Origin of the sequence: Paenibacillus alginolyticus DSM 5050 = NBRC 15375 (assembly GCF_000422905.1) — a bacterium.
Classification (GTDB): Bacteria; Bacillota; Bacilli; order Paenibacillales; family NBRC-103111; genus Paenibacillus_E; species Paenibacillus_E alginolyticus.
The window spans coordinates 1-23,387 of record NZ_KE383950.1; the positions used below are offsets into that span (position 1 = coordinate 1).

Genomic DNA, 23,387 nt, shown 5'->3' on the forward strand with positions numbered 1-23,387 from the left:
GGACAACGCTAAAGTTATTGCGAATCTATTTCTATGATAGCTGGTCTAACTTTGTAAATGCTGTCTTTCGCCCGCCAAGTAGAACTTCAAAGGGTCGACAGAAGACGAGCAAGACAAAAGAACGGCTAAGTTCACAGCGCATCATAGTGAGAGAATAGCGGAGACACAAGAATAAAATGTAAATTAATGGTAAAAACGCGTCATTTTCTGTAGTCTTTACTTTTTTGGCTTGTACCCAGAAAAACAAAATGGTAATAAATACAATATATTTAAGTAATTGTATTTATACGTGAAGACTTACTGATCATGTCAGCTATTTTGCATCGGTAATGTATGTTGCTCAACAATTTAGCCGTATTTCCTGCTATTGAGCTACTTTCTCGTGAAATTGTTGTATTTTTTGCAACATTCGCGGGGAAAACGTGGATTAACTTGCTAATTGTTGTACAGAATACAACTTACAAGGATGGAGCCAGCGAATACATCGAATATTTATACAAGTGTTGACCACCCACCGTGTGGCGCTGCTGCAACCGCCTAGGATTCGCGCCAGTTGAGAATTATCTTGGGTGCAACCTGCTTTGCATCAACAATGAAAAAAACGCTCATCCAAGATGTGTAAGCCAAGACAACTCACACCTTAAAATGTTGTCAACATTGTTCATGACGAAAAGGGATTATGATTTGATTGAATATGTAAGCGCTTTTGCATTACGATAAGAACATGAAACAGACAAAGGGAGGTTATCCTAATGAGTGCAATTGCTGCACAAAAGAAAGAAACGTCCGGAGGATTCCGGGTGAAAGTACAAAGTTTCGGCCGTTTCTTGAGCGGTATGGTGATGCCTAATATTGGCGCATTTATCGCTTGGGGATTGATTACGGCTTTATTTATTCCGACTGGTTGGATTCCAAATGAATATTTGGCTAAGCTCGTCGGCCCCATGATTACTTACCTACTCCCTGTTCTAATTGGTTATACGGGAGGGACGATGATACACGGGACACGCGGCGGCGTCATCGGCGCTGTAACCACGATGGGGGTTGTCATCGGAACGGATATCCCCATGTTTCTTGGGGCGATGATTGTAGGTCCGTTCGCCGCTTGGGTGCTCAAGAAGTTCGACAAATCGATTGAAGGCAAAATTAAATCCGGCTTCGAAATGCTCGTCAACAACTTTTCCTCAGGCATCCTCGGCGCTATACTTGCCGTTCTTGCTTACACGGTAGTTGGTCCTGCCGTTCAGGTCGTGAGTAAAGCTCTTGCTTCGGGAGTTCAAGCACTTGTGAATGCAGGTCTGCTCCCCCTAGCGAACGTTCTGATTGAACCAGGTAAAGTTTTGTTCTTGAACAATGCGATTAATCACGGAGTGCTAAGTCCGATAGCTTTGGATCAAGCTTCCAAAACAGGCAAGTCGATCTTGTTCATGCTGGAGTCCAATCCGGGTCCAGGTCTTGGTATTCTGCTCGCCTATTGGTTGGTTGGACGCGGCGCTGCGAAGCTTTCGGCTCCTGGTTCTGCTATTATTCACTTCTTTGGTGGTATCCATGAAATTTACTTCCCGTACATTCTCATGAATCCTCGTCTGATCTTGGCAGTTATCGCAGGTGGCGTAACCGGTACGTTCACGTTCTCCTTGTTCAATGCAGGTCTGGTTGCTCCACCGTCACCGGGAAGCATTTTCGCTTACATTGCCATGGCTCCTAAAGGCGGTATGCTGCCGATTTTCACTGGGGTTATCACATCCACGATTGTCTCTTTTGCAGTCGGTGCCTTGTTGTTGAAAACGACGAAGCAAAGCGAAAACGAAGAAGATTTGGAGCAGGCTACAGCGAAAATGAAAGAAATGAAACAAGCGCCTGCAGCTGCGGCAGCTGAAAAAGTCAACGCCTCGACGTTGACGCCAGCTTCCGAAGTACAAAAGATTGTATTCTCCTGTGATGCAGGCATGGGTTCAAGCGCGATGGGTGCTTCCATTTTAAGAAAGAAAATGAAAGAAGCTGATATCGATGTCATCGTGGTCAATACAGCTATTAGTGAGATTCCACCCGATGCAGATATCGTTATCACCCATAAGTCATTAACCGATCGAGCGCGTAATAAGGCTCCGGAGGCTGAACACATTTCCATCGACAATTTCATGAAAAGTCCAGAATACGATGAACTTGTTAAAAGATTAAGTTAAAACACCTTTCTAACGCTGGCTATTTGCCGGCGTTATCTCCATTTTGTTCGCGAGGAGAATAATCATGAGCCTGTCTAACAGGAATCGTCAAATCCTAGAGCTGTTAATGAATCGAACGGATGATATTACAGCAGGAGAAATCGCTGCCGAAATCAATGTAAGCACAAGAACGGTTCATAGGGAGCTGTCCGAGTTGGAGACGATTTTGGCAGCTTACGGATTAACGTTGCAAAAAAAATCGGGGAAGGGAATACATCTTCAAGCAGAACCGGATAAACTTGAGGCATTCCGGCGATTGTTATATGGGATGATGGACATTGAATTTTCTGCCGAGGATCGCAAAATCATGATTCTGTGCACCTTGCTGCAAGAAGATGAGCCTGTCAAACTATTCACTCTGTCTCATGATCTGGGTGTAACGGTTCCAACCATCACGCACGATCTCGATGAGCTGGATAGCTGGGTACAGAAGTCTGACCTAATCCTTGTACGAAAAAGAGGGTATGGTGTTGGTTTGAGCGGTTCTGAGGCGAATAAACGCAGGATGATTGCTCAGCTGGCCAAAAACGGTCTCGATGAAGCTGATTTATTTGGGAAACATGTGAATTCGCAATCGCCCGTTACACAAAGACTGTTGGAGCTCATTGGGAAAGAAAATTTTACTAAAGTGGAAGCCGCTCTTTGGCTTGCTGAAGATGAAGGCTTAAGTGAACTATCCGAGCAGGATTACACCAATCTGCTCATTCATATTTCGATAACTATTGCTAGAATTCAGCAGGGGAGACAGATTGAACTTCACTCTGAACCTTACTCGCTTCGTCCCAATAAGCTGCTTACGCATACGATTGAGCAGTTATCAAAGGTCATTCTAATTGAATTAACAACACCGGAAATTTTCTATATAGCCGATTTACTGGAGCCCAAGTCACTCAAACATCCGAATGAGCTGCTTCCTATGCAAGAACTAAGCTATATGGAAATTGTGTGGAAGCTCATCCGGAGCATGGAGAGCAGTATTGCGGTCCGTTTCAGCGATGATCGTTCATTACGAGAGGGGCTGCTTAGCCATTTGGAATCCGCTTTGAGGCGGCTTCAAGCAGGAGCAACCATTCGTAATCCGCTTTTATCGCAAATCAAGAAAGATTATGAGGCTCTATTTGATGCTATACGAAGAGCTGTAGATAAAACGATAACCGAGATTGCAGTGCCAGATGAAGAAATTGGCTTTCTGGTCATGCATTTCGGAGCTTCAATCGAGAGACAAAAGCAGTTTAGGCGCAATGTAAAAGCGATTCTCGTATGTACAAGTGGGATCGGGACTTCCAAAATGTTGGCCGTAAGACTTACGAAAGAGCTTCCGCAAATTGATATCATCGGTCATGCATCTTGGTTTGAAGCAGCGCGCATCCCCGAAAAGGAATACGATTTGATCATATCTACGGTAGATCTGCCCTTGGATGAAGATCAGTACTTGAAGCTAAGCCCACTGTTAACGAAGGAAGAAGCCGAGCGGCTAAGGCTATTTATTCAAAATGTTACGCTGCAAAAAGAAGCTGGGGAACGCAGTGAATCGCTTCAAGACACGGATTCAACGAACAGATTACATCGTATTCAACACTATATAAACGAAATTGTCAGCATCATCGATCAATTCATGGTGTATCACATCGATCAATCCTTTCACAGTTTGAGAGATACGTTGGAAGTTATTTGTGGATATGTGAGACAATCAGGAGTGATCGACGATGTTGAACCCATTGTCAACCTGCTGCTTGAAAGAGAACGGTTAAGCAGTCAAGTGATCCCAGACACGGGCCTTGCTCTCTTTCACATTCGAAGCGAACAGGTTAAGAAGCCATCTTTCACCTTGTTTCGATTAAAGGAAGACCTGCTGTTAGACCAAGGTATGGGGTCAGATGTACAGCATTTGCTTCTCATGCTAGGTCCGAAAGAGCTACCGAAAGAAAGCCTAGAAGTACTCAGTGAAATAAGTTCTTTTCTATTGATTCCAGAAATGATCGACCTGTTGAAATCGGGGACTCAATCAGAGATCAAGCACTTTCTATCCCAGGAACTCGCTGCCTTTTTAGAAAATAAAAAATAAATCGGATATAGGGAGAGACAAACAACTATGACAATCTTATCAACGAATAAAATTAAACTAAACGCTAAGCCCAAGGATAAATTCGAGGCCATTCGGATGGCAGGTCAATTATTAGTAGAAGCGGGTCATGTGTCAGCTGCTTACATCGATAAAATGCTGGAAAGAGAACAAACCTTGTCTACTTATATGGGAAATGGTCTGGCTATCCCGCACGGTACGCAGGATTCCAAATCATTGATTTTATCGACAGGATTGTCGATCGTACAAATTCCGGAGGGTGTGGATTTCGGTGAAGGCGAAAAAGCTAACTTAGTCATTGGTATTGCAGCCGCGGGTAATGATCATCTCGATATCTTAACGAATGTCGCGATGATTTGTTCCGAAGATGAGAACATGGAGCTGATCATGAAAGCGGCGACGCCGGAAGAAATGGTGAAAATATTTGAAAGCGGGATGGCGTCATGAGAGCTGTCCATTTTGGTGCAGGAAATATCGGCAGGGGGTTCATTGGTTTAATTTTGTCCCAAGCCGGTTATGAGGTGATCTTCTCCGATGTGAATGATAGCTTAGTTGAGCTGCTGCAGGAGAGAAAGTCATATACCGTACGCTTAGCTAATGAGGAGCAAGACACGTTCACGGTTTCAAATGTTACAGCGATTAATGGTAAAAATCTGGAAGATGTAGCTAGAGCCGTTGCTGAGGCTGACCTGGTTACAACAGCCGTTGGCGTAAATATTTTGAAACATATTGCCGCTGGCATCGCCAAAGGGATTGAAATGCGGATCGAACGCGGCGCGGCGCCACTGCACATCATTGCATGTGAGAATGCAATTGGTGGAAGCACACAGCTCAAAGAACACGTTTTCGCTCATCTTAATGAAGATCTGCACGATAAAGTTAGCGCAAGTATCGCATTTCCTGATGCTGCTGTTGATCGGATTGTTCCCATCCAACATAATGAAGACCCGCTGCATGTGACAGTCGAGCCTTTCTACGAATGGGTTGTTGACGAGTCCCAAATGATGGAGGGCTTCCATCGCATGGATGGCATCCATTATGTGAAACATTTGGAGCCGTACATTGAGCGAAAGCTGTTTACTGTCAATACAGGGCACTGCAGCGCAGCTTATCTTGGATATTTACATGGCTTCACGACGATTCAAGATGCGATGGCGAACTCGCAAATTGCCTCGCTAGTGCGTCATGTGATGCATGAAACCGGTGCACTGCTTGTCAAAAAGCACGGCTTCGATCTTGCTCAGCATGAGCAGTATATCGATAAAATTTTGAACAGATTCATAAACCCCCATTTGATCGACGAGGTTACTCGGGTAGGAAGATCGCCTATTCGTAAGTTATCAAGCAATGATCGTCTTGTTCGGCCCGCTTTGCAGGCCTATGAGCTTGGGATGAAACCGACCTATTTAGCGATGGCGATGGCCGCTGCCTTCTTATTTAAGGATCAGGAAGATCCTGAAGCGGTAGAGATTCAAGCGGATTTGCAAAAGTTTGGAGTTGCCCAAACGATTACGAAGTATACGACCATTGGTGAAGATCACCTGATCCATGAGATGATTAAAACGCAATATGAACAATTACAGCAATCAGATCGATCTTGAGAAAGGGGAGTTCCCTATTGGCTAAAATGATGACAAAACGACTAACCGGCATTGCTGCTTCCCCCGGCATTGCGATAGCGAAAGCTTTTCGGTTGAACAACGATCATTACGAACCTGTCCGTGAGAAGGTGGTAGACGCTCTTATAGAAGTAGAACGTTTTCGCAAAGCTGTCGAGGAAGCGAAACTTGAGTTAGAAGAGATTAAAGATTTGACTGAACAGCGCATGGGTGCAGCAAAAGCTGAAATTTTTGAAGCCCATTTGATGCTTTTGGAAGATCCTGATTATATAGATGCCATTATCGAAGGTATTGAAGGCGAAGGCTTGAATGCTGAATTTAAGCTGCATGAAGTTGCAAGCAGCTTCATCGAAGTGCTTAGCTCTATGGATAATGAGCTGCTCCGTGAACGCGCTAGTGATGTGCGCGACGTCACAGGCCGAATCATGAGCAGGCTCCGCGGAGTCTCCTATGCGGCGATTGCGGCCATCAACGAGCCGTGCATTTTGATAGCGGAGGATTTGACGCCGTCCGATACCGCACAGTTAAATCTCGATTATGTGCTCGGCTTTGTAACAGAGATCGGCAGCCGTACTTCTCACTCGGCGATCATGGCTCGCTCGCTGGAGGTCCCGGCTATTGTTGGTGCTGGAGCAGCGGCAGCGGAAATCATAACAGGCACAATGATAATTATGGACGCTGTAGAAGGCACCGTACTTATCGCTCCAAACGATGAAGAGATGGAGACCTACCAGGCTCGTAAAGCAGCATACGATGAGCGAAGAGTCGAACTGCGCAAGCTGTTGGATCAACCTACAATCTCTTCTGACGGGCGCCGCGTAGAACTGGCTGCCAACATCGGCAGTGTGGAAGATTTACAGAAGGTGTTAGCTAACGGGGCGGAAGGCATCGGATTGTTTCGGACCGAATTTCTTTATATGGGGCGCAGCGCTCTGCCTAGTGAAGAAGAGCAGTTCCAGGTCTATAAGCATGTGTTGGAACGAATGGACAATAAGCCCGTCGTTATACGTACACTCGATATAGGCGGAGATAAAGAGCTCCCATACATGAAGCTTCCTGTTGAAAGTAATCCATTCCTTGGCTTGCGCGCGGTGAGATTATGTCTGAGCAAGCAGGATCTGTTCCGCACACAGCTAAGGGCGCTTCTCAGAGCGAGCAGCTATGGACAATTGAAGATCATGTTCCCGATGATTGCCGTTGTGGATGAGCTGCTGGCAGCCAAACAATTGCTTCAAGAAGAGAAAGAGAAGCTAGTTCAAGAAGGCATTGCCGTGTCCTCTAATATAGAGGTCGGTATTATGATTGAAGTGCCGGCTGCAGCGCTAGCAGCGGATTTCTTGGCGAAAGAGGCCGATTTCTTCAGTATTGGAACGAATGATCTTATCCAATATACGATGGCAGCTGATCGGATGAACGAAACGGTTTCATACTTATATCAACCCTGCCATCCAGCTATATTACGATTAATTCAAATGGTTATCAAGGCAGCTGCAAAAGAAGGAAAATGGGTTGGCATGTGCGGAGAAATGGCTGGTGACGAAACGGCTATACCGATTCTTCTTGGCATGGGACTCCATGAGTTCAGCATGAGTGCCAGCTCGATATTGCCAGCGAGAGCTTTAATTAAACAAATTTCACATAGGGAGTGGGCAGGCTACACGGAGCAGATTTTATCCATGAGCAGTCAGGCCCAAATTAAACAATTCGTAGAACAGAGAACAAGGAGTGACTTGAAATGATATCTCAAACATTTACTGTCCTTAATCCATCTGGTTTTCATGCCCGTCCGACGAAAGTATTCGTCCAGAAGGTGGGCACATTTCCTTGCAAAGTAAATGTGATCAAAGGCGATAAGAAGGTCAATGGCAAAAGCTCGCTTAGCATGCTCACACTTGGCATTCAACAGAATGACGAAGTCACTTTGGAAGTGGACGGCGAGCAAGAGGAGCAGGCAATCAAAGAGCTAGGGGCGCTTTTGACTCATATCTTCGAAGAATAAACGAGTGGCAAACCCAATCCATATCAATTGAAAAAGCCAGCAGGTTAGTGCCGATAATCGTGGCACTTAACTGCTGGCTTGTTTTAGTAGATAAGAAAGTATAAATTTTATACTTTTGCTTCGCATCTACCTTGACAAACGCGCTCGTCCTGAAGGACGACGGAGTCGTTTATCCTTGTTTAATTACGAACGTACCATTCACCAGATACCCAATCGGTTGTTTTCCAACGCAAGACATCTGGCGTTGCAAGATGGGCAATTTCTTTGAGGAACTCGAGCTGCTCCAGCTCAGTCATTGGCTTGAAGCTCTTAGCAATGGCCAGATTTTGTTCCAGCTGCGCCATGGATTCCATCCCGACAATCGCCGTAGATATCGGCAGCGAGAATGTATACTGGAGTGCTTTCTCGTACCAAGGAGCCAGCTTACCGAGCGCCATTACTTTCATGCCAATGACAGCGACACCTTTCTCATTGGCTTTAGGCAAAAACTCATGAGCGAAGCTGTAGATGAGATGATCCGCTGCGGATAAAGCAACAAGTGCGCTGTCGAACGGAAATCGTTCAATCGCTTCCAGTTGAACTCTAGGGTTCGTGTGCCCACTGATCGAGATATGCTTGATTATCCCTTGTTCCTTCGCCTCAAGAAGCGCTTCCAGCGCTCCGCCTTTGGCGAAGCACTGATCAAGCTCCTCCATGGTCATGATATTATGCAATCGCCATTCTTCGACATGATCGGTTTGCAGACGCTTTAGACTGGCTTCCAGCAGCTTCAGGGAACCGTCTCTGGTTCGATCATGCGTTTTGGTAGCAATCCATACCTCATTCCTTCGTCCATCGCGTGCGAATGCTCTGCCAAGCCGTTCCTCGGATTGTCCGTCCGAATAGCTAGGTGCTGTGTCGTAATAGGTGATCCCTTCGTCAATCGCACGATTCACAATTTGAATCGCTTCTGCTTCGGTACAATTGTGCTCGTCGACAATGCGCTGAGCACCAAAGCTTAGGACAGGAAATTGCTGCCCGGTCGAACCAAACGAACGCTTCTCCACATGATTCACTCCTTGTATGTATAATGGCTAATTTCATTCTTTCCTATCGTTTCCAAAAAGGATGCCAGGTCATACCAAATTTAAAAATGAAAGTTGTTTTCTTCACACGGTTATCGGTTCAAGCAGGAATTCGTTCTCCTCAAGTATAAAATAAGTAAGAGAAGGACGCTAGCATTCGTCAATTTGTTATCTGTATTCACAAAAAAACAAGACTTTAGTCCTAGTTTTCGACAAAAAACGATTGTATAATAATAAATACACCACAGAGTGGTTAAATTCGCAATCCCCTCTCGGGGATGCTGGAGAGAGACTGATAACCAAGGCGATAGACATTGTCGAGCAAGCCGATCGCCGTTTTTTTTCTAAACTGGGGGAAGAACAGGAAACGTTGACAAGCTTGTTGAGATCTTTAGGAAGCATGACAACTCATGAAAATTAGATCATAGGGAGAGGTGCCTTGAATATGGAGAAGTCATCACTAATCGGAATTGTATTAGCTTTTATATCCATTGGCATGGGTATGGTATTGAAAGGGGCAAGCCTGGTTGCACTGCTGAATCCTGCTGCTGCCTTAATTATTTTCGGTGGTACGGCATCAGCCTTATTTATCGCTTTTTCAATGGAAGAAATAAAGAAGATTCCGACCTTATTGAAAATTATTTTTACGGAACAGAAATTAATGCCTAAGAAAGAACTGATCGAAACTTTCATCGACTGGGTGTCCATTACACGTCGTGAAGGGTTACTTTCCTTGGAGAAGCAAGCAGAAGAGCTGTCAGACCCTTTTATGAAAAGCGGTATGCGCCTCATTATTGATGGGAATGACGCAGATTTTGTACGTGACGTATTGCTCGAAGATATTGCTGAAATGGAATCAAGACATAAGAAATTTGCAAGCATTTTTACGCAAGCTGGTACATATGCACCGACACTCGGCGTACTTGGCGCCGTAGTTGGACTCATCGCAGCTCTTGGTAATTTGAGTGAAGTAGAGAAACTAGGACATCTGATTTCAGCGGCATTCGTTGCAACGATGTTCGGGATTTTCCTTGGTTACGTTATATTTCACCCATTTGCAAATAAGCTGAAGCAGAAGTCTAAGAAGGAAGTTGAAATTAAGCTTATGATCGTAGAAGGGCTGCTCTCCATTCAATCCGGTGTATCTGCCAATTCCGTGAAGCAAAAAATGATGATCTTCGTTGCCAATAATGAACGTGCGTCGTATGACGAAGATTCGAAGGGGGCCGCTTCACAGTGAGTAAAAAGAAGAAGCATGAGGATCATGAAGAACATATTGATGAAACTTGGCTCATTCCCTATGCGGATTTGCTTACCTTGCTTCTAGCCCTCTTTATTATCCTGTTTGCTTCTAGTCAGGTGGATTCTAAGAAATACGACTCGATTATGCGTTCCTTGAATAATGCCTTCACGGGGGGAGAAGCACCCTTCGCGATGTCAAATATGGTTCCAATAAATGATGCGGGGAATTCTACGAAAAACAATAATAAGAGCCAAAATCCTCCGCCGAAGGAAGAGAGTAAAACCGACAGTCAACTGGCTGCCAAGCTACAGAAGGAAGAGAAGGATCTCAAAGAGTTAAAGCAAAGCATGGATGCTTACATTAAAGAGAACAATATGAGTGAGCAGCTAACCACGAAGCTGGATAATGAGAAGCTGACCATTACGATTAGTGACCGTGCGCTCTTTGATTCAGGATCAGCCACAATTAAACAAGAATCACAGAAGCTTGCTGTTTCAATGTCTAATCTGCTGGGCAGATATCCAGGGTACGAGGTTCAGGTAGCAGGCCATACGGATAATATCCCGATTCGCCGAGCGGACTTTGAAACGAACTGGGATTTAAGCGCCAAGCGTGCGGTCAATTTTATGAAAATACTTCTGAATAACAGTAAAATTGAGCCTGCTTCTTACTCTTCGATCGGATTCGGTGAATACCGGCCAATCGCTGAAAATGATACAACAGAAGGTAGAGCAAAGAACCGGCGTGTTGAAGTGAACATTTTGCGTAACATTAAGAAAACGGATGAGATTGCAAAATAAGAGCAAATACCCATAAGATTTATCATGAAAGATAGGCCAAGAGTCGCCAGACTCTGGCCTTTTTTTGTTCATTAACACAGTTCATAGCGAGAAATACGGAGTAATTTAACAACGAATTGGGGAAAGTAATGTAGAATTTGTAATAACGAGGAGAGGTTTACTTGGAGAAAACGGAGCATAGAGAGCTTACATATGAGCATACGTATATCCCGCTAACGACATTATCCAGCGGTGAAGGCAAGGAAATAGCCATTGATATATACGGTTATTGCATTCAGTTCGTGAATATTTGTATCATGGGCAACCCAACTAGCAGAGATAAAGAATGGTGTTTAGTTGACGCTGGTATGCCGCAATCGGCAGATGAGATCATTCGTGTCGCTGAGGAGCGATTTGGAGCACATCAGAAGCCAACGGCGATCATTTTGACACATGGTCATTTCGATCATGTCGGGGCTATAGAGAGTCTATTGGAATACTGGGATGTTCCGGTATATGCCCATGAGTTGGAAATCCCTTATTTGACGGGAAAATCCAATTATCCTAAAGGGGATTCTACCGTAGATGGCGGGCTAATAAGCGAATTGTCCCCCCTTTTTCCAAACCACGGTATTGATATTGGTAATCATGTACATCCTTTGCCTGCTAATGGCATTGTTCCAGGACTGACCGGATGGCAATGGATTCATACGCCGGGCCACACACCAGGACACATTTCTCTTTTTCGCGCCAAAGATCGTTCATTAATTGTCGGAGATGCCTTCGTTACCGTTAAACAAGAGTCGCTTTACAAGGTGTTCACGCAAGAGCAAGAAATAAGCGGACCGCCTAAGTATTTCACGACAGACTGGCAAGCAGCGGGGGAATCGGTTAGAAAGCTTCGAGATTTGCATCCATCTTTAGCGATAACGGGACATGGCAAACCGATGGTCGGTGAAGAACTAAGCCGCGAATTAGGCCGTCTTGCGGAGAATTTTGAGGAGTTAGCGATACCTAAGGATGGTCGGTTTGTGCATTAGACTATAATTATTGGATTCCTGCAAGAAAAGCCTTTTGAATCTTTAGGTTAGCGGAACGTCGATCCTAAGGCAAAAACCGCGATATAACGCATCGACGTTCCTCTTCCTCCTGATTTCAGGGGTTTTTCGTCCAAATAGCGAATCGACGTTCCCCACGGTTTGCTAGCTAATCTTTTCCTACGAGAGCAGGCTCTTTGTTTTCTTTCTTAGATTCGTCTTTCTTAGATTCACTTTTGTTCTGATCATCCGGCAATGCTTCAGCAGCTGATCTTTCCAGCTCCACTTCAAACAAATCCATTTCAGTTTGCGAAAGAACCTCATTGCTGTTATTGGTTGTCAAACCTTCGTCTGTAACTGTCAAAAGTTCATTATGTTGCGGCTTATGGCTAACTTGATTATCTTCAAAAACCTCGAATTGCGCCACATTCTTGAACAGGGTTGGCTCCGATTGAAGTTCAAAACTCTCCTGATCATTCATCTCAGCAGTCTCACTAATCTGGAATTTGCTGATCTCCGCAAATAATTGCTGCGCAAGTTCAAGGATATCATCCGACTCTTCGGCGATTCGGCGAATGGATGCATCTTGCTGAATCGAGGTTGAGCTAACTTCCTCGACACCGGCTGCTGTTTCTTGCGCAATGGCTGCTACGAACTGAACGGAATTTACTAATCGGTCATTCTTCGCTTGTACCTGTTCAATTTTCACATGGATTTGTTCAATTTGCCCGATAATTCCTTTCATCGATTGCTCGATGCCCTCGAAAGAACCGAGTGTATCTGCTACTCGATGGTTTTGTGTAACCGCAGATTCGCGAGCTTCGATCAGTGAACTCTGTAATTCTTTGATTTGCTTCTGAAGCGCTTGAATGATGCCGCCGATTGTCTTGGAGGAATCATTCGTTTGCTGAGAAAGCTGACGAACTTCATCGGCAATTACCGAGAAGCCGCGGCCATGTACGCCGGCTCTAGCTGCTTCAATCGCTGCGTTCAAGGCAAGCACGTTTGTCTGTGTTGAAATTTCCGTGATCGAGTGAATAATAGCGCCAATTTGCTTGGAGCTGTCAGACAAGGACAACATGGCGGCATCGACCTTCTGCAGGACAGCCTGGGACTGGTCTGACGATGATTTCAGAGCTCTTACGGATGCTGTCCCTTGTAATGTACCAGACGCAGCTTCTTCGCTGGAACGCTTCATTTCATATGTATATGTTGAAATATCTCGAATCTCCGCTTCTAGTTCTGCTATGATCATAGAACTTTGTTCTGTTTTCATGGCTTGCTCATCAGCACCCGTCGATATCTCTGTAATTGCCTTCAAGATGTCCGTATTCGCTGATGCTGTAAGCTTGGAGAAGCGATGAAATTCATGGGAATGCTCTGATAATGAAGAAGCAATTTGCATGGTAGCACTCAGCATCTGACGAACTTGAATGATCATATGGTCGAAGCTGTTGCTTAGCATGCCAAGCTCATCATTGGATTTAGAATTAATCGTATGGGACAAATCCCCAGCGGCAATGAGAGTTACAGCATTTTGTAAAATTTTAATAGGACGTGTGAAGGAACTTATGATTAGAAAAGCAATAATAATGGTTACAATAACGACGATAGCAAAAGCAATCAACATCACCTTGCTGCTTTCATTGAGTGCTTTCGTTGATTGGGCTATTGCTTGTTCGGCGGAATCAGCATAAGTGACATAGAATTTATCAACTAGATCAAAAATCTTATCTTTCAAATCCTGAGACTCATTATAGAGGTAAAGGAGGTTAATTTGCAGATCCGTCGGTTTCAAGTTAGGATCTTGGACCATTTTGGCTGCAGAGTCGAAATTATTGATGTAATCAACGGATAGTTGAATTAATTGGCTTCGCCACTTCTTTTGATCTGTTGTGGAAGCCGTATCGCCAATTTTTTGAATGAAATCGTTATAAGGCTTTCGTTTTGCATTGTATTTCTCGATGTATTCCGGTTTCTTGGAAATCTCCAGACCTGAAGCAATGATATTCATATCCTGAACCATATTTTTAAGCTCCAACGCTAGCACCTTTAGTTCGACTTTATCGTTCTGATCCGTCATGTGATTCTTGATCTGATTAACTTGATTCAGATTAAACAACGAAACGGAAAGAAAAATGAGAAGCACTCCGCTGAAGCTGGCAATTAATTTTAGGCGCATGGTCATATTGATTTTGATCTTCTTCATAAGTCATTCCTCCTATAAATACTTGACAATATTCGACTGTTTTCGTGTTGATACCTATTAATATAGGATACTTCTATTAACTAAAGCATCTAACTATGTTAGAGATATGTAAAATTACCCATACTTCTAACGAATTGAAAGAAAAAATAAAAGTTTTACATTACGTTTACGTTTCGTGGGTGTGAATTTTACATTCGGTTGTTACGATAGGTAAGTAAGTTAGTTCGACGGACAATCATGTGGGAATCGATACTAACATAACAAGCAACATACAAATCAAAGGAGGACATGCTAACTATGTTTAAGTTCATGTCGAAAAAAGGAATTACATTTACACTTTCCGCGGTATTAATGATGGGGTCATTGGTTGGTTGCGGCGCCAAAACAGATACTAAAAATGCTGCTTCTGCAACACCAGCTGCTAGTGCAGCTGCTTCTGCTGCTCCAACAAAAACAGAACTAAGCGGTACGGTTACTGCTTCAGGTTCAAGCGCGCTTCTTCCATTAGTTAAACAAGCTGCTACTGAGTTTATGGAAAAAAATCCAAAAGTAACGATCAACGTTACTGCAGGCGGATCAGGCACAGGAATTAAAAACGTAGCAGACGGTACTTCAGACATCGGTAACTCCGACGTTGAGCCAGCTGCTGAATATAAAGATAAAGATCTTAAAGATCATGTTGTTGCCATTGCTCCATTCGCATTGATCGTAAACAAAGATGTTAAAGTTGATAATCTTACAAAACAACAAGCAGCAGACATTTACATGGGTAAAGTAACGAACTGGAAAGAAGTTGGCGGCAATGACGCGAAAATCGTTCTTGTTCACCGTCCAGATAGCTCAGGTTCCCGTACATTAGTTAAACAAATCATTCTTGATGGCAAAGAATTCACAAAAGACGGTATCACACAAGAAAACAGCGGTGCAATGAAAACGGCTGTTGCTGGTCAGTCCGGCTCCATTGGTTATGTAGATACACCTTACATTGATGACACAGTTAAAGCATTGAAAATTGATAGTGTAGCGTTCTCCGAGGACAACATCAAAAACGGTACTTACAAATTGTTTGGTGTTGAGCATATGTACACGAAAGGTGAAGCGAAAGATCCTGCTAAAGCATTCATCGCTTACATCTCAAGCAAAGAATTCCAAGGTAAACAAGTTCGTGACTTGAAATTCTTACCTGCTGATTTGCTTAAAAAATAAGAATTAGAATAAACTAAGAGCGCTGGCATCCTATGCCGCGCTCTTTTTATTTACCTAAATAAACGAAACTTTTACATTCCCTTAACAATTCATTGACGATCCAATTACAATTATGAACTATCATAAGAGTAATGTGTATTTAAGAGAAAGGGGAATTACCCATTGAATTCCGTAGCAGACAAACTAACGAACGCGAAATCAGACGAAAGTCGTCCAATTGTCACGAAATGGACCCAAGGACAACATAGACAAGATAACATCATGAGGTGGGTTTTTGTTGGAAGTGCTGCACTCGTGTCTGCCATTATTTTTTCTATCATTGTATTTGTGGGAATGCAAGGGATGAAGACTTTTCAAGGAGTCAATCCTTTAGAATTTTTCTTTTCAACGGATTGGACACCAGGTCAAAATAAATTCGGAGCTTTTCCTTTTCTATACAGCACACTGCTCATGACATTGGTTTCGGTTGTGTTTTCAGTGCCGCTTGCTTTGTCAGGGGCATTATTCATGGCTAAAATTGCTCCGAAATGGATGCGTGAAATTATGCGACCTGCAACAGATCTGTTCGTAGGTATCCCTTCGGTTGTTTATGGTCTAATCGGTATGACCGTTATCGTCCCAGCGCTTGGTAAAATTACAGGCGGGGTTGGATACGGTATTTTACCAGCTTCCATCATTCTCGCTATCATGATCTTACCAACCATTCTCTCTATCTCCGAAGATGCGATCCGCGCATTGCCAAGCCGTCTGGAGGAAGCATCACTCGCATTAGGTGCAACACGTTGGCAAACGATGTGGCGTGTCCTTTTGCCTGCCGCTAGACCAGGTATTCTAACAGCAATCATCCTTGGCATGGGGCGTGCGATCGGTGAAACCATGGCTGTTTTCATGGTCATTGGTAACTCCCCGCAAATGCCGAAATCACTCCTTGACTCAACGACGGTATTAACGACCGCGATCGTGAAGGATATGGGGAATACGAACTACGGAAGCACTTGGAATAATGCGCTTTATTTGATGGCGCTATTATTACTCGTGATCTCCTTGTCCTTAATTCTTATTATCCGTATCGTAGCTAAAAGGAGTGAACTTAAATGAAAAGCAAAACGACTGACCGTTTGGCCACATTGTATTTCTGGGCATCGGGAATTGTTATTATATTGATTCTAGCTTGGTTTCTATTTCGTATTTTAGGTGATGGCATTCCGCATTTATCATGGAATTTCATCTTCGGGAAGTCAGAAGAGATCAAAGCTGGCGGTGGTGTAGGCCCGCAATTGTTCAACTCCTTCTATGTCCTATTCTTATCCCTTTTGATATCCATTCCAATCGGTTTATTCTCAGGGATCTACTTGGCGATATATGCACAAAAAAATTGGTTTACTGATCTCGTGCGAATCTCGGTTGAAGCTCTGGCTTCTGTTCCTTCAATCGTATTTGGATTGTTCGGTTTCTTGCTTTTCGCCAATTTGCTAGGTCTGAAGTTTTCCATTATTGGTGGGGCCGCGACGGTTGCCCTGCTTAATTTACCTGTTATGGTAAGGGTCACAGAAGTATCTATCCGTACGGTCCCTGAATCGTATTGGGAGGCAAGCCTTGCTCTTGGCTCAACTAGATGGCAGGCGATTCGCAAAGTACTCATCCCTGCGTCGCTGCCAAGCTTAATTACAGGGATTACATTGATTGCAGGACGCGCATTAGGCGAATCTGCCATCCTAATTTATACGGCCGGCTTATCGGTTTCTCGCTTCTTTCCAGATTTCAATCCACTGAAGATGGGGGAAACATTATCCGTTCATCTGTGGTATGTTGGTGCTGAAGCGTTAGTTCCAGATGCCAAGGAAATTGCTAAAGGAAGTGCCGCGCTGCTCCTGATCGTCGTACTCATCTTTAACCTACTTGTCAGTATTCCAAGCCGAATTTTACAAAAAAGACTTTCCGGGGGGAAATAAATCGTGGCGACCAAGCATAAGATTAAAGCGGACAAATTAAATTTATTTTACGGAGATAATCATGCTCTCCACGATATTGAATTAGCTATTGAAACGGGTACAATCGCCGCTTTGATCGGTCCTTCAGGCTGTGGGAAATCCACCTTCCTGCGCACCTTGAACCGCATGAATGATCTCATCGACAGTGTACGTATTACAGGAAATGTAGCCGTGGATGGTCACAATATCTATGATTCCGATTCGGATGTTGTTTCACTGCGTAAGCGCGTAGGGATGGTATTTCAACGTCCAAATCCATTTCCGATGAGCATTTATGACAACATTGCCTACGGTCCTCGTATTCATGGAACGAAGAAGAAAGCAGTCCTAGACGAAATCGTAGAGCGCAGTCTTGTACAAGCGGCTTTGTGGGATGAAGTAAAGGATCGTTTGCATAAATCTGCTCTAGGCTTGTCTGGTGGACAACAACAGCGTTTATGTATCGCTCGTTTACTAGCTGTAGAGCCGGATGTTCTTCTTATGGATGAGCCTACATCCGCGCTAGATCCAATCTCAACGCTCAAAGTTGAAGAGTTGACACAAACATTGAAAGAGAAATATACCATTATCATTGTTACGCATAACATGCAGCAGGCGGCAAGGATTTCGGATATGACCTCCTTTTTCCTAAATGGATACTTAGTTGAAACGGACAAGACAGATAAAATTTTCACTAATCCGAATGATCAACGTACGGAAGATTATATTACGGGAAGATTTGGTTAACCAACAACTGAGGGGAGAGACACGAAATGGACGCAAGACCTGGGTTTCATCAATCATTGTCAATTTTGCAAAAAGAACTGCAAGATATGGGGGAAAGCGTTAAGGATTTAATTCTCAAGTCGGTGGATTCGTTAGCCAAGTCCGATGAGAATACGGCGCGGCAGGTCATTAAGAATGATGATCACATTGATGATTATTTAACGAAAATCGATGAGCTTTGTCTTCGATTAATTGCTTTGCAACAACCAATGGCGAGTGATCTGCGAATCATTGGTACAGCCCTTAAGATAGCTACAGACTTGGAACGAATTGCTGATCATGCCGTAGATATCGCGAAGATTACGATCCGTCTCGCTGGAGAAGAGCTTGTTAAGCCGCTCGAAGTCATTCCCGAAATGGCCGATATTGCCATAGAGATGCTGCATGAGAGCCTCGTTTCTTATACGGAGCGCGATGTTCATAGGGCTGCAGCGCTTGCCGAGAAAGATGACCGTGTTGATAAGCTTTACAGCTCAGTGATGCATGAATTGATGGGGATGATGGGTTCGGATTTCAATCGTAACCGTCAATTGACTCATTTGTTGTTTGTTGCTCATTTCTTAGAGCGTGTAGCTGATCATACAACGAATATCGGTGAAGGTGTTATTTACATGGTCACTGGGAAACGTAAAGATTTGAATATCTAAGTAAATCAGAGTAAATCAAAGTAATTCCAACATAGAAGGGACGCTCCTAAGTCATTATGACTTGTGAGCGTCCCTTTTTCTACAGAATTTATATGTTTTGTTTTCGTTGATTGGCGTAAGAAAGTATAAGTTTTATACTTTTGCTTCGCGTCATCAGTCTTGACAAACGCGCTCGTCCCAAAAGGACGACGGAGTCGTTTATCCTTGTATGCGCGCCGCTGGGATAGGAAAGCGAATGAGGAAGGTTGTTCCTTTCTCACTGGACTGAACCTCAATCGAAGCCTGATGCCTGGCAGCAATACTGTAGCAAATAGCTAAACCGAGCCCTGTACCTTCATCTTTGGTCGTGAAGAAAGGTCTTCCGAGCTTCTCTAGATGTTCTTCATTAATTCCTATACCTTCATCAGCAATAAGCAGGACGACGTGTTCTGCCTCCGTGTAGGTTTCAATTCTGAGCTTACCGCCGAGGCTCATGGCTTCCAGACCATTCATACACATATTCAATATGAGTTGACGCATTTCTTTATCGTCGAGTTGAATGACAGGACAATCCTTCAATTGGAAATGAACATGCTTACCGGACATGACGGCTTCTGCTTGGATGAGGGGGAGGAGCATTTCAATAATACGATTGATATTTTCAGGCTGTTGGTGGGACTGCTTATTTTTGGCTAGGGATAAATATTCGGTAATAATTTCGTTCGCTCGGTCCAACTCTTCTAGCATAATAGGGATGTATTCTTTTTGCATATGACGATCGTTCTCGCGAAATAATTGGAGGAAGCCGCGAATGGTCGTCATCGGGTTGCGAATCTCATGGGCAATACCGGCGGCCATTTCCCCCACTAGATTAAGTTGAGCTAGACGAGCCATTTCCGATTCAAACCGCAAGCTTTCCGTGATATCGACAGCAACTTCGAGCAAACAGCTTTCATTTTCGATATCAATGATTTCCGTTGAAAGCAGAGCTGTTCGAATTTCCTTGGACTTGGTTTCGTACTTGACCTTGCAATTATGGATGACATCACTAAAGTTCATTGAATCCCCAGCTTCCGCAGATAAGAGATCTAATGTGGTTCCAATGATTTCATCGCCGTACCCTGTATATTGTTTCCAGCTTTCATTAATTTCGAGATAGGTGAGGTCTGATAGACGACGGATGGCCATCAAAGAAGGAGAGAGCATGAACATTTTCTTGAAATGTTCTTGTGATTTTATCAGTTTTTCATGGGCGTCCACTAATTCGGAGGTTCGCTCTTCCACCCATTGTTCCAAAAGAAAATTTTGCTGCTTTAATTTCTCTTCCGCTTCAGCTAATTTGCGATTCGTCTCTTCGAGATCTAACGTTCGCTTATGCAGCAATTCACTTTGGATTTTGATTTTTTGATGATTGAGGTGCATATTGACGAAGCCATCGACTTTCATGCGCAGCATTTTAGGATGAATAGGTTTGAATAAATAATCAATAGAGCCCACATGGTAACCCTTCAAAACATGCTCGATAGAGGTGCTGAGCGCTGTTAGGAAGATGATGGGAATATCCTGACAAGCTTTACGCTGCTTGATCAGTTCGGCCGTCTCAAAGCCGCTAAGTCCAGGCATTTGCACATCCATCAATATAACAGCGATGTGATCAGCGGGTTCTTTTAATAAATATCTTAGAACTTCCTCGCCTGATTGCAAAGAAATAACGTCATAGTTGGAAGAGGCCAGAATGCTATTCAGAGCCAGCAAGTTCTCGTAGCGGTCATCTACCGCCAAGATTTTTACTTGTTGTTCCATTTCAAATCCTTTCCGTGCTTGTACAAGCTTGTACGCACCTAACAATCCATCCCTCTCTTTTTCGGGAAAAAGATTGAATTCCCTCTTTTTTTTTTGAAGTCTTTACATACATTTTACATTTGGATAATAAAGCCAGTCATTTGGTTTGATAGACTAGAGAAATAAGTATATTCAGGTAAGGGATGATGGACATGAGTGCTCAGTCAGAAATGCTGGAACAATTCTATAAGATGATAGATAAAGAGTACATTTATTCCGTTTATCAACCTATTATCTCGCTGCAGGATGGTGATGTAATGGGGTATGAAGCGTTAACGCGAGGTCCTAAAGATAGTCCCTTTCATTCACCTTTGACCATGTTTCAATTTGCTGAGCAGCAAGGTGAACTTTATATGCTTGAACAGCTTGCTCGTGAAAAAGCGATTAAAGGATCCATTTTGGAGCATCCGCAGCAATTGCTTTTTATCAATATTTCATCCCAAGTCCTCTACGATCCAGGGTTTGTTCCTGGTAAAACGCTTGAGATTTTACAGAAGTACGGACTTCGCCCAAGCAATGTCGTTTTTGAAATTACGGAAAGAAGTTCGATTGAGGATTTCTCCTTAGCTCAAAAGATTCTGGAGCATTACCGTAAACAAGGCTATCGAATTGCCATAGATGATGCGGGTGCGGGATATTCCTCCCTACAAGCCATTGCGGAGCTTCAACCGGATTTTATTAAAATAGATCGTTCCCTCATAGAAAATATACATAAAAACAAAGTGAAAGAGTATATCCTTGAAACGTTCGTTACTTTTGCCCATAAAATGAACATTTCCCTTATTGCTGAAGGCATTGAACATGCGGATGAACTAACCAAATTAACACGGCTCGGCGTACATTATGCCCAAGGCTATTTGCTTGGAAAGCCAAATGAATCTCCTGCGAAGGTGCAGGACATTCATAAAATGTTGATTTGGCAGCATCGCAAAGTACAAGGAGGCAGTATGACTTGGAGCATTGGCGATTTGAAAACTCCTGTGAAAGTGTTTGATAAGAAAAAACTGATTTCGGAAGTGGCAGATTACTTCAAAAAAAATCAAGAGGCAGTGGGTGCCGTCATCGTAGACGAAGATGTACCGCTTGGCCTCATGATGAGAGATCGCTTATTTCAACAGCTAACCGGGCAATACGCTTTCTCCTTGTTCTGGAATCGAACCATTGACAGCATTATGGACGAATCGCCGCTAATTGTGGACGAGTTCATGCCAGTTGAGGAAGTGTCGCAAATGGCTACTTCACGGGCAATAAACCACCTATACGACCTTGTCATCGTTACAAACAATGGGAAGATGGGAGGAGTAGCATCCATCCGAACGATTCTTGAGAGTATCACGAATGTACGGATGGAGTCTGCGCGAGTGGCTAGTCCACTAACAGGACTGCCAGGGAATTTGCAAATCAATCGCGAATTGAATAAGAGGATAAGTGAGAAGAAACCTTTTCAGGTGGTTTATGCGGATCTGGATTACTTCAAATGGTTCAATGATCGGTTTGGATTTCAAAAAGGGGATCAACTGATTCAATATACAGCGGATGTCATGCAGCAATCTATCGCGGTTTGTGGGACACCGCATGATTTTGTCGGGCATGTGGGTGGCGATGATTTTATCGCGATCTCTGCCACTTTATCTCCCAAACAACTGTGTCAGGAAATCATTCGCCGCTTCGAACAGGGAGTGCAGATGTTCTATGAGGATGAGGAGTGGGAGTATGTATGGGATCGGAGCGGCAACAAGGTGAAGAGCGAGGGAGTAACGCTTTCGCTCTCTTTAGTCGTCTGTGAATGCGAATCTCCCATTTCACTCGAACACATTTCTCAAACGGCCGCTTTACTTAAAAAGAAAGCAAAAGCGCATCAAGGAAGTATTTATTATTTCGAAAAAATTGGCTCAAGTGGACTTGAACTAGAAAGTGTATAACAATTGTTTAAAAGAACGGATAATAATGACCTTCTGTTTGCCGATTCGGCGCTCGGAAATTTTCTTGATATTCCCCGGATGTATCCAGATCGCATCCATTCCGCTTGACGCGGCCCCTACGACATCATTACGCCACGAATTCCCAACCATGACACTTTGGTTTGAGGCTGTGCTCATCGTCTTTAAAGCTCTTTCGAAGATAGCGGGGTGAGGCTTTCGCGGCCCATCCTTCTCCGAACTAAATAAACGATCTTGATCAATCCACCTGGTGAGTTTCATTTTCTCCAAATTGTTCAGCAGCCTTTTTCGATTCCCGTTACTAATGATAGCCAGTTTATAGTTATGTGATAGTGCCTCAAGTGTGTCTTCAACGCCGGGAAAGAGAGCAACGAAATGATCTTCTTGTTCTTCCACCTGTTCGAAAAAAGACCGCGTAAAAGCAGGTGTAACGCTTACTGGCATAGGCTGAAGAGCTTTACGTAAACAAATGTGGCGCAGCTCATCAGGGGATATGGGGCTCCGGATCGGTGTCTTTCGGTGACGGCTCCACTCCATCTTATAGCTTTGTAGGGCTTCTTGGGAGGTAAAAAGCATTTCGCCTGGATCCCATCTCGCCGTAAAGTCGTTCATGACTTCAAGGAAGGCCGAATCAAAGCATTGTCTGCGATCCAGGATCGTATTATTCATATCGAAAAAAATAACCTTTTTGCGTATTGGTGAGAAAAAAGGGCTCATATGGAGAACCTCCTTCTGAAGACCGGCCCATTGAATAATGGA

The 23,387-nt window shown here is 43.8% G+C and carries 19 protein-coding genes; 15 read left to right on the forward strand and 4 right to left on the reverse strand.

All coding sequences use genetic code 11. From position 1 onward, the window contains the following. Positions 1–752: 752 nt before the first annotated feature. The 6 genes from G519_RS0140055 (at position 753) to G519_RS0140080 (ending at position 7,926) form a co-directional block, all read left to right on the forward strand. Positions 753–2,186 (forward strand): PTS mannitol transporter subunit IICB, encoded by a 1,434-nt coding sequence (locus G519_RS0140055; RefSeq protein WP_029199309.1) that lies wholly within the window; start codon positions 753–755, stop codon positions 2,184–2,186. Positions 2,187–2,250: 64 nt separating this feature from the next. Beyond that, positions 2,251–4,290, forward strand: a complete 2,040-nt coding sequence (locus tag G519_RS0140060) for a BglG family transcription antiterminator (RefSeq protein ID WP_029199310.1) — start codon at positions 2,251–2,253, stop codon at positions 4,288–4,290. Between the two features lie 27 nt (positions 4,291–4,317). Then, the gene (locus G519_RS0140065; protein ID WP_029199311.1) at positions 4,318–4,755 is read left to right on the forward strand and encodes a PTS sugar transporter subunit IIA; all 438 of its coding nucleotides are present in this window, start codon (positions 4,318–4,320) and stop codon (positions 4,753–4,755) included. Next, on the forward strand, positions 4,752–5,909 hold the full coding sequence (locus G519_RS0140070) for a mannitol-1-phosphate 5-dehydrogenase (RefSeq protein WP_029199312.1): 1,158 nt from the start codon (positions 4,752–4,754) through the stop codon (positions 5,907–5,909). The genes G519_RS0140065 and G519_RS0140070 overlap by 4 nt, the downstream gene beginning before the upstream one ends. A 29-nt stretch (positions 5,910–5,938) precedes the next feature. Next, complete coding sequence (gene ptsP, locus G519_RS0140075) at positions 5,939–7,666, forward strand: phosphoenolpyruvate--protein phosphotransferase (protein ID WP_029199313.1); 1,728 nt, start codon at positions 5,939–5,941, stop codon at positions 7,664–7,666. Then, positions 7,663–7,926, forward strand: a complete 264-nt coding sequence (locus tag G519_RS0140080; protein WP_029199314.1) for an HPr family phosphocarrier protein — start codon at positions 7,663–7,665, stop codon at positions 7,924–7,926. The genes ptsP and G519_RS0140080 overlap by 4 nt, the downstream gene beginning before the upstream one ends. Before the next feature lie 179 nt (positions 7,927–8,105). On the opposite strand, the gene G519_RS0140085 is transcribed toward G519_RS0140080, so the two are convergent. Further along, positions 8,106–8,972 carry an aldo/keto reductase gene (locus G519_RS0140085; protein ID WP_029199315.1) on the reverse strand — a complete coding sequence of 289 codons (867 nt, stop codon included), beginning with the start codon at positions 8,970–8,972 and terminating at the stop codon, positions 8,106–8,108. A 463-nt stretch (positions 8,973–9,435) separates the two neighbouring features. On the opposite strand from G519_RS0140085, the gene motA reads away from it, so the two are divergent. From motA to G519_RS0140100, 3 genes are all read left to right on the forward strand, one after another. Further along, positions 9,436–10,230 carry a flagellar motor stator protein MotA gene (motA, locus tag G519_RS0140090; protein WP_029199316.1) on the forward strand — a complete coding sequence of 265 codons (795 nt, stop codon included), beginning with the start codon at positions 9,436–9,438 and terminating at the stop codon, positions 10,228–10,230. Then, a complete protein-coding gene (gene motB, locus G519_RS0140095; protein WP_029199317.1) occupies positions 10,227–11,033 on the forward strand; it encodes a flagellar motor protein MotB in 807 nt (268 codons plus the stop codon). Before motA ends, motB begins: the two co-directional genes overlap by 4 nt. A gap of 161 nt (positions 11,034–11,194) precedes the next feature. Then, on the forward strand, positions 11,195–12,052 hold the full coding sequence (locus tag G519_RS0140100; RefSeq protein WP_029199318.1) for an MBL fold metallo-hydrolase: 858 nt from the start codon (positions 11,195–11,197) through the stop codon (positions 12,050–12,052). 166 nt (positions 12,053–12,218) lie between these two features. On the opposite strand, the gene G519_RS46995 is transcribed toward G519_RS0140100, so the two are convergent. Then, complete coding sequence (locus G519_RS46995) at positions 12,219–14,258, reverse strand: methyl-accepting chemotaxis protein (protein WP_051254189.1); 2,040 nt, start codon at positions 14,256–14,258, stop codon at positions 12,219–12,221. A gap of 297 nt (positions 14,259–14,555) precedes the next feature. Between G519_RS46995 and G519_RS0140110 the strand changes: the two genes are divergently transcribed. The 5 genes from G519_RS0140110 to phoU all read left to right on the forward strand — a co-directional run bounded on the left by G519_RS0140110 (position 14,556) and on the right by phoU (position 18,867). Next, complete coding sequence (locus G519_RS0140110) at positions 14,556–15,464, forward strand: phosphate ABC transporter substrate-binding protein (RefSeq protein WP_029199319.1); 909 nt, start codon at positions 14,556–14,558, stop codon at positions 15,462–15,464. 162 nt (positions 15,465–15,626) lie between these two features. Further along, entirely contained in the window at positions 15,627–16,562 is a 936-nt protein-coding gene (gene pstC / locus G519_RS0140115; protein ID WP_029199320.1) for a phosphate ABC transporter permease subunit PstC, read from the forward strand. Next, a complete protein-coding gene (gene pstA / locus G519_RS0140120; protein ID WP_029199321.1) occupies positions 16,559–17,416 on the forward strand; it encodes a phosphate ABC transporter permease PstA in 858 nt (285 codons plus the stop codon). The genes pstC and pstA overlap by 4 nt, the downstream gene beginning before the upstream one ends. Next, a complete protein-coding gene (gene pstB, locus G519_RS0140125; RefSeq protein ID WP_036635822.1) occupies positions 17,417–18,181 on the forward strand; it encodes a phosphate ABC transporter ATP-binding protein PstB in 765 nt (254 codons plus the stop codon). It abuts the gene before it with no gap. A 26-nt stretch (positions 18,182–18,207) separates the two neighbouring features. Next, positions 18,208–18,867, forward strand: coding sequence for a phosphate signaling complex protein PhoU (gene phoU / locus G519_RS0140130; protein ID WP_029199323.1), 660 nt, complete (start codon positions 18,208–18,210; stop codon positions 18,865–18,867). Between the two features lie 198 nt (positions 18,868–19,065). Here phoU and G519_RS47000 read toward each other — a convergent pair whose 3' ends face one another. Beyond that, complete coding sequence (locus G519_RS47000) at positions 19,066–20,649, reverse strand: ATP-binding protein (protein ID WP_036635838.1); 1,584 nt, start codon at positions 20,647–20,649, stop codon at positions 19,066–19,068. Between the two features lie 191 nt (positions 20,650–20,840). Between G519_RS47000 and G519_RS47005 the strand changes: the two genes are divergently transcribed. Continuing rightward, positions 20,841–22,610, forward strand: coding sequence for a GGDEF domain-containing protein (locus tag G519_RS47005; protein ID WP_051254191.1), 1,770 nt, complete (start codon positions 20,841–20,843; stop codon positions 22,608–22,610). Here G519_RS47005 and G519_RS0140145 read toward each other — a convergent pair. Continuing rightward, positions 22,596–23,345 (reverse strand): HAD family hydrolase, encoded by a 750-nt coding sequence (locus G519_RS0140145; RefSeq protein WP_029199324.1) that lies wholly within the window; start codon positions 23,343–23,345, stop codon positions 22,596–22,598. The genes G519_RS47005 and G519_RS0140145 overlap by 15 nt on opposite strands. Between the last annotated feature and the right edge of the window lie 42 nt (positions 23,346–23,387).

Coding starts and splice junctions, on each gene's coding strand:
- G519_RS0140055 (WP_029199309.1), top strand. CDS start 753: ATGAGTGCAATTGCTGCACAAAAGAAAGAAACGTCCGGAGGATTCCGG.
- G519_RS0140060 (WP_029199310.1), top strand. CDS start 2,251: ATGAGCCTGTCTAACAGGAATCGTCAAATCCTAGAGCTGTTAATGAAT.
- G519_RS0140065 (WP_029199311.1), top strand. CDS start 4,318: ATGACAATCTTATCAACGAATAAAATTAAACTAAACGCTAAGCCCAAG.
- G519_RS0140070 (WP_029199312.1), top strand. CDS start 4,752: ATGAGAGCTGTCCATTTTGGTGCAGGAAATATCGGCAGGGGGTTCATT.
- ptsP (WP_029199313.1), top strand. CDS start 5,939: ATGACAAAACGACTAACCGGCATTGCTGCTTCCCCCGGCATTGCGATA.
- G519_RS0140080 (WP_029199314.1), top strand. CDS start 7,663: ATGATATCTCAAACATTTACTGTCCTTAATCCATCTGGTTTTCATGCC.
- motA (WP_029199316.1), top strand. CDS start 9,436: ATGGAGAAGTCATCACTAATCGGAATTGTATTAGCTTTTATATCCATT.
- G519_RS46995 (WP_051254189.1), bottom strand. CDS start 14,258: ATGAAGAAGATCAAAATCAATATGACCATGCGCCTAAAATTAATTGCC.
- G519_RS0140110 (WP_029199319.1), top strand. CDS start 14,556: ATGTTTAAGTTCATGTCGAAAAAAGGAATTACATTTACACTTTCCGCG.
- pstA (WP_029199321.1), top strand. CDS start 16,559: ATGAAAAGCAAAACGACTGACCGTTTGGCCACATTGTATTTCTGGGCA.
- phoU (WP_029199323.1), top strand. CDS start 18,208: ATGGACGCAAGACCTGGGTTTCATCAATCATTGTCAATTTTGCAAAAA.
- G519_RS47000 (WP_036635838.1), bottom strand. CDS start 20,649: ATGGAACAACAAGTAAAAATCTTGGCGGTAGATGACCGCTACGAGAAC.
- G519_RS47005 (WP_051254191.1), top strand. CDS start 20,841: ATGAGTGCTCAGTCAGAAATGCTGGAACAATTCTATAAGATGATAGAT.
- G519_RS0140145 (WP_029199324.1), bottom strand. CDS start 23,345: ATGAGCCCTTTTTTCTCACCAATACGCAAAAAGGTTATTTTTTTCGAT.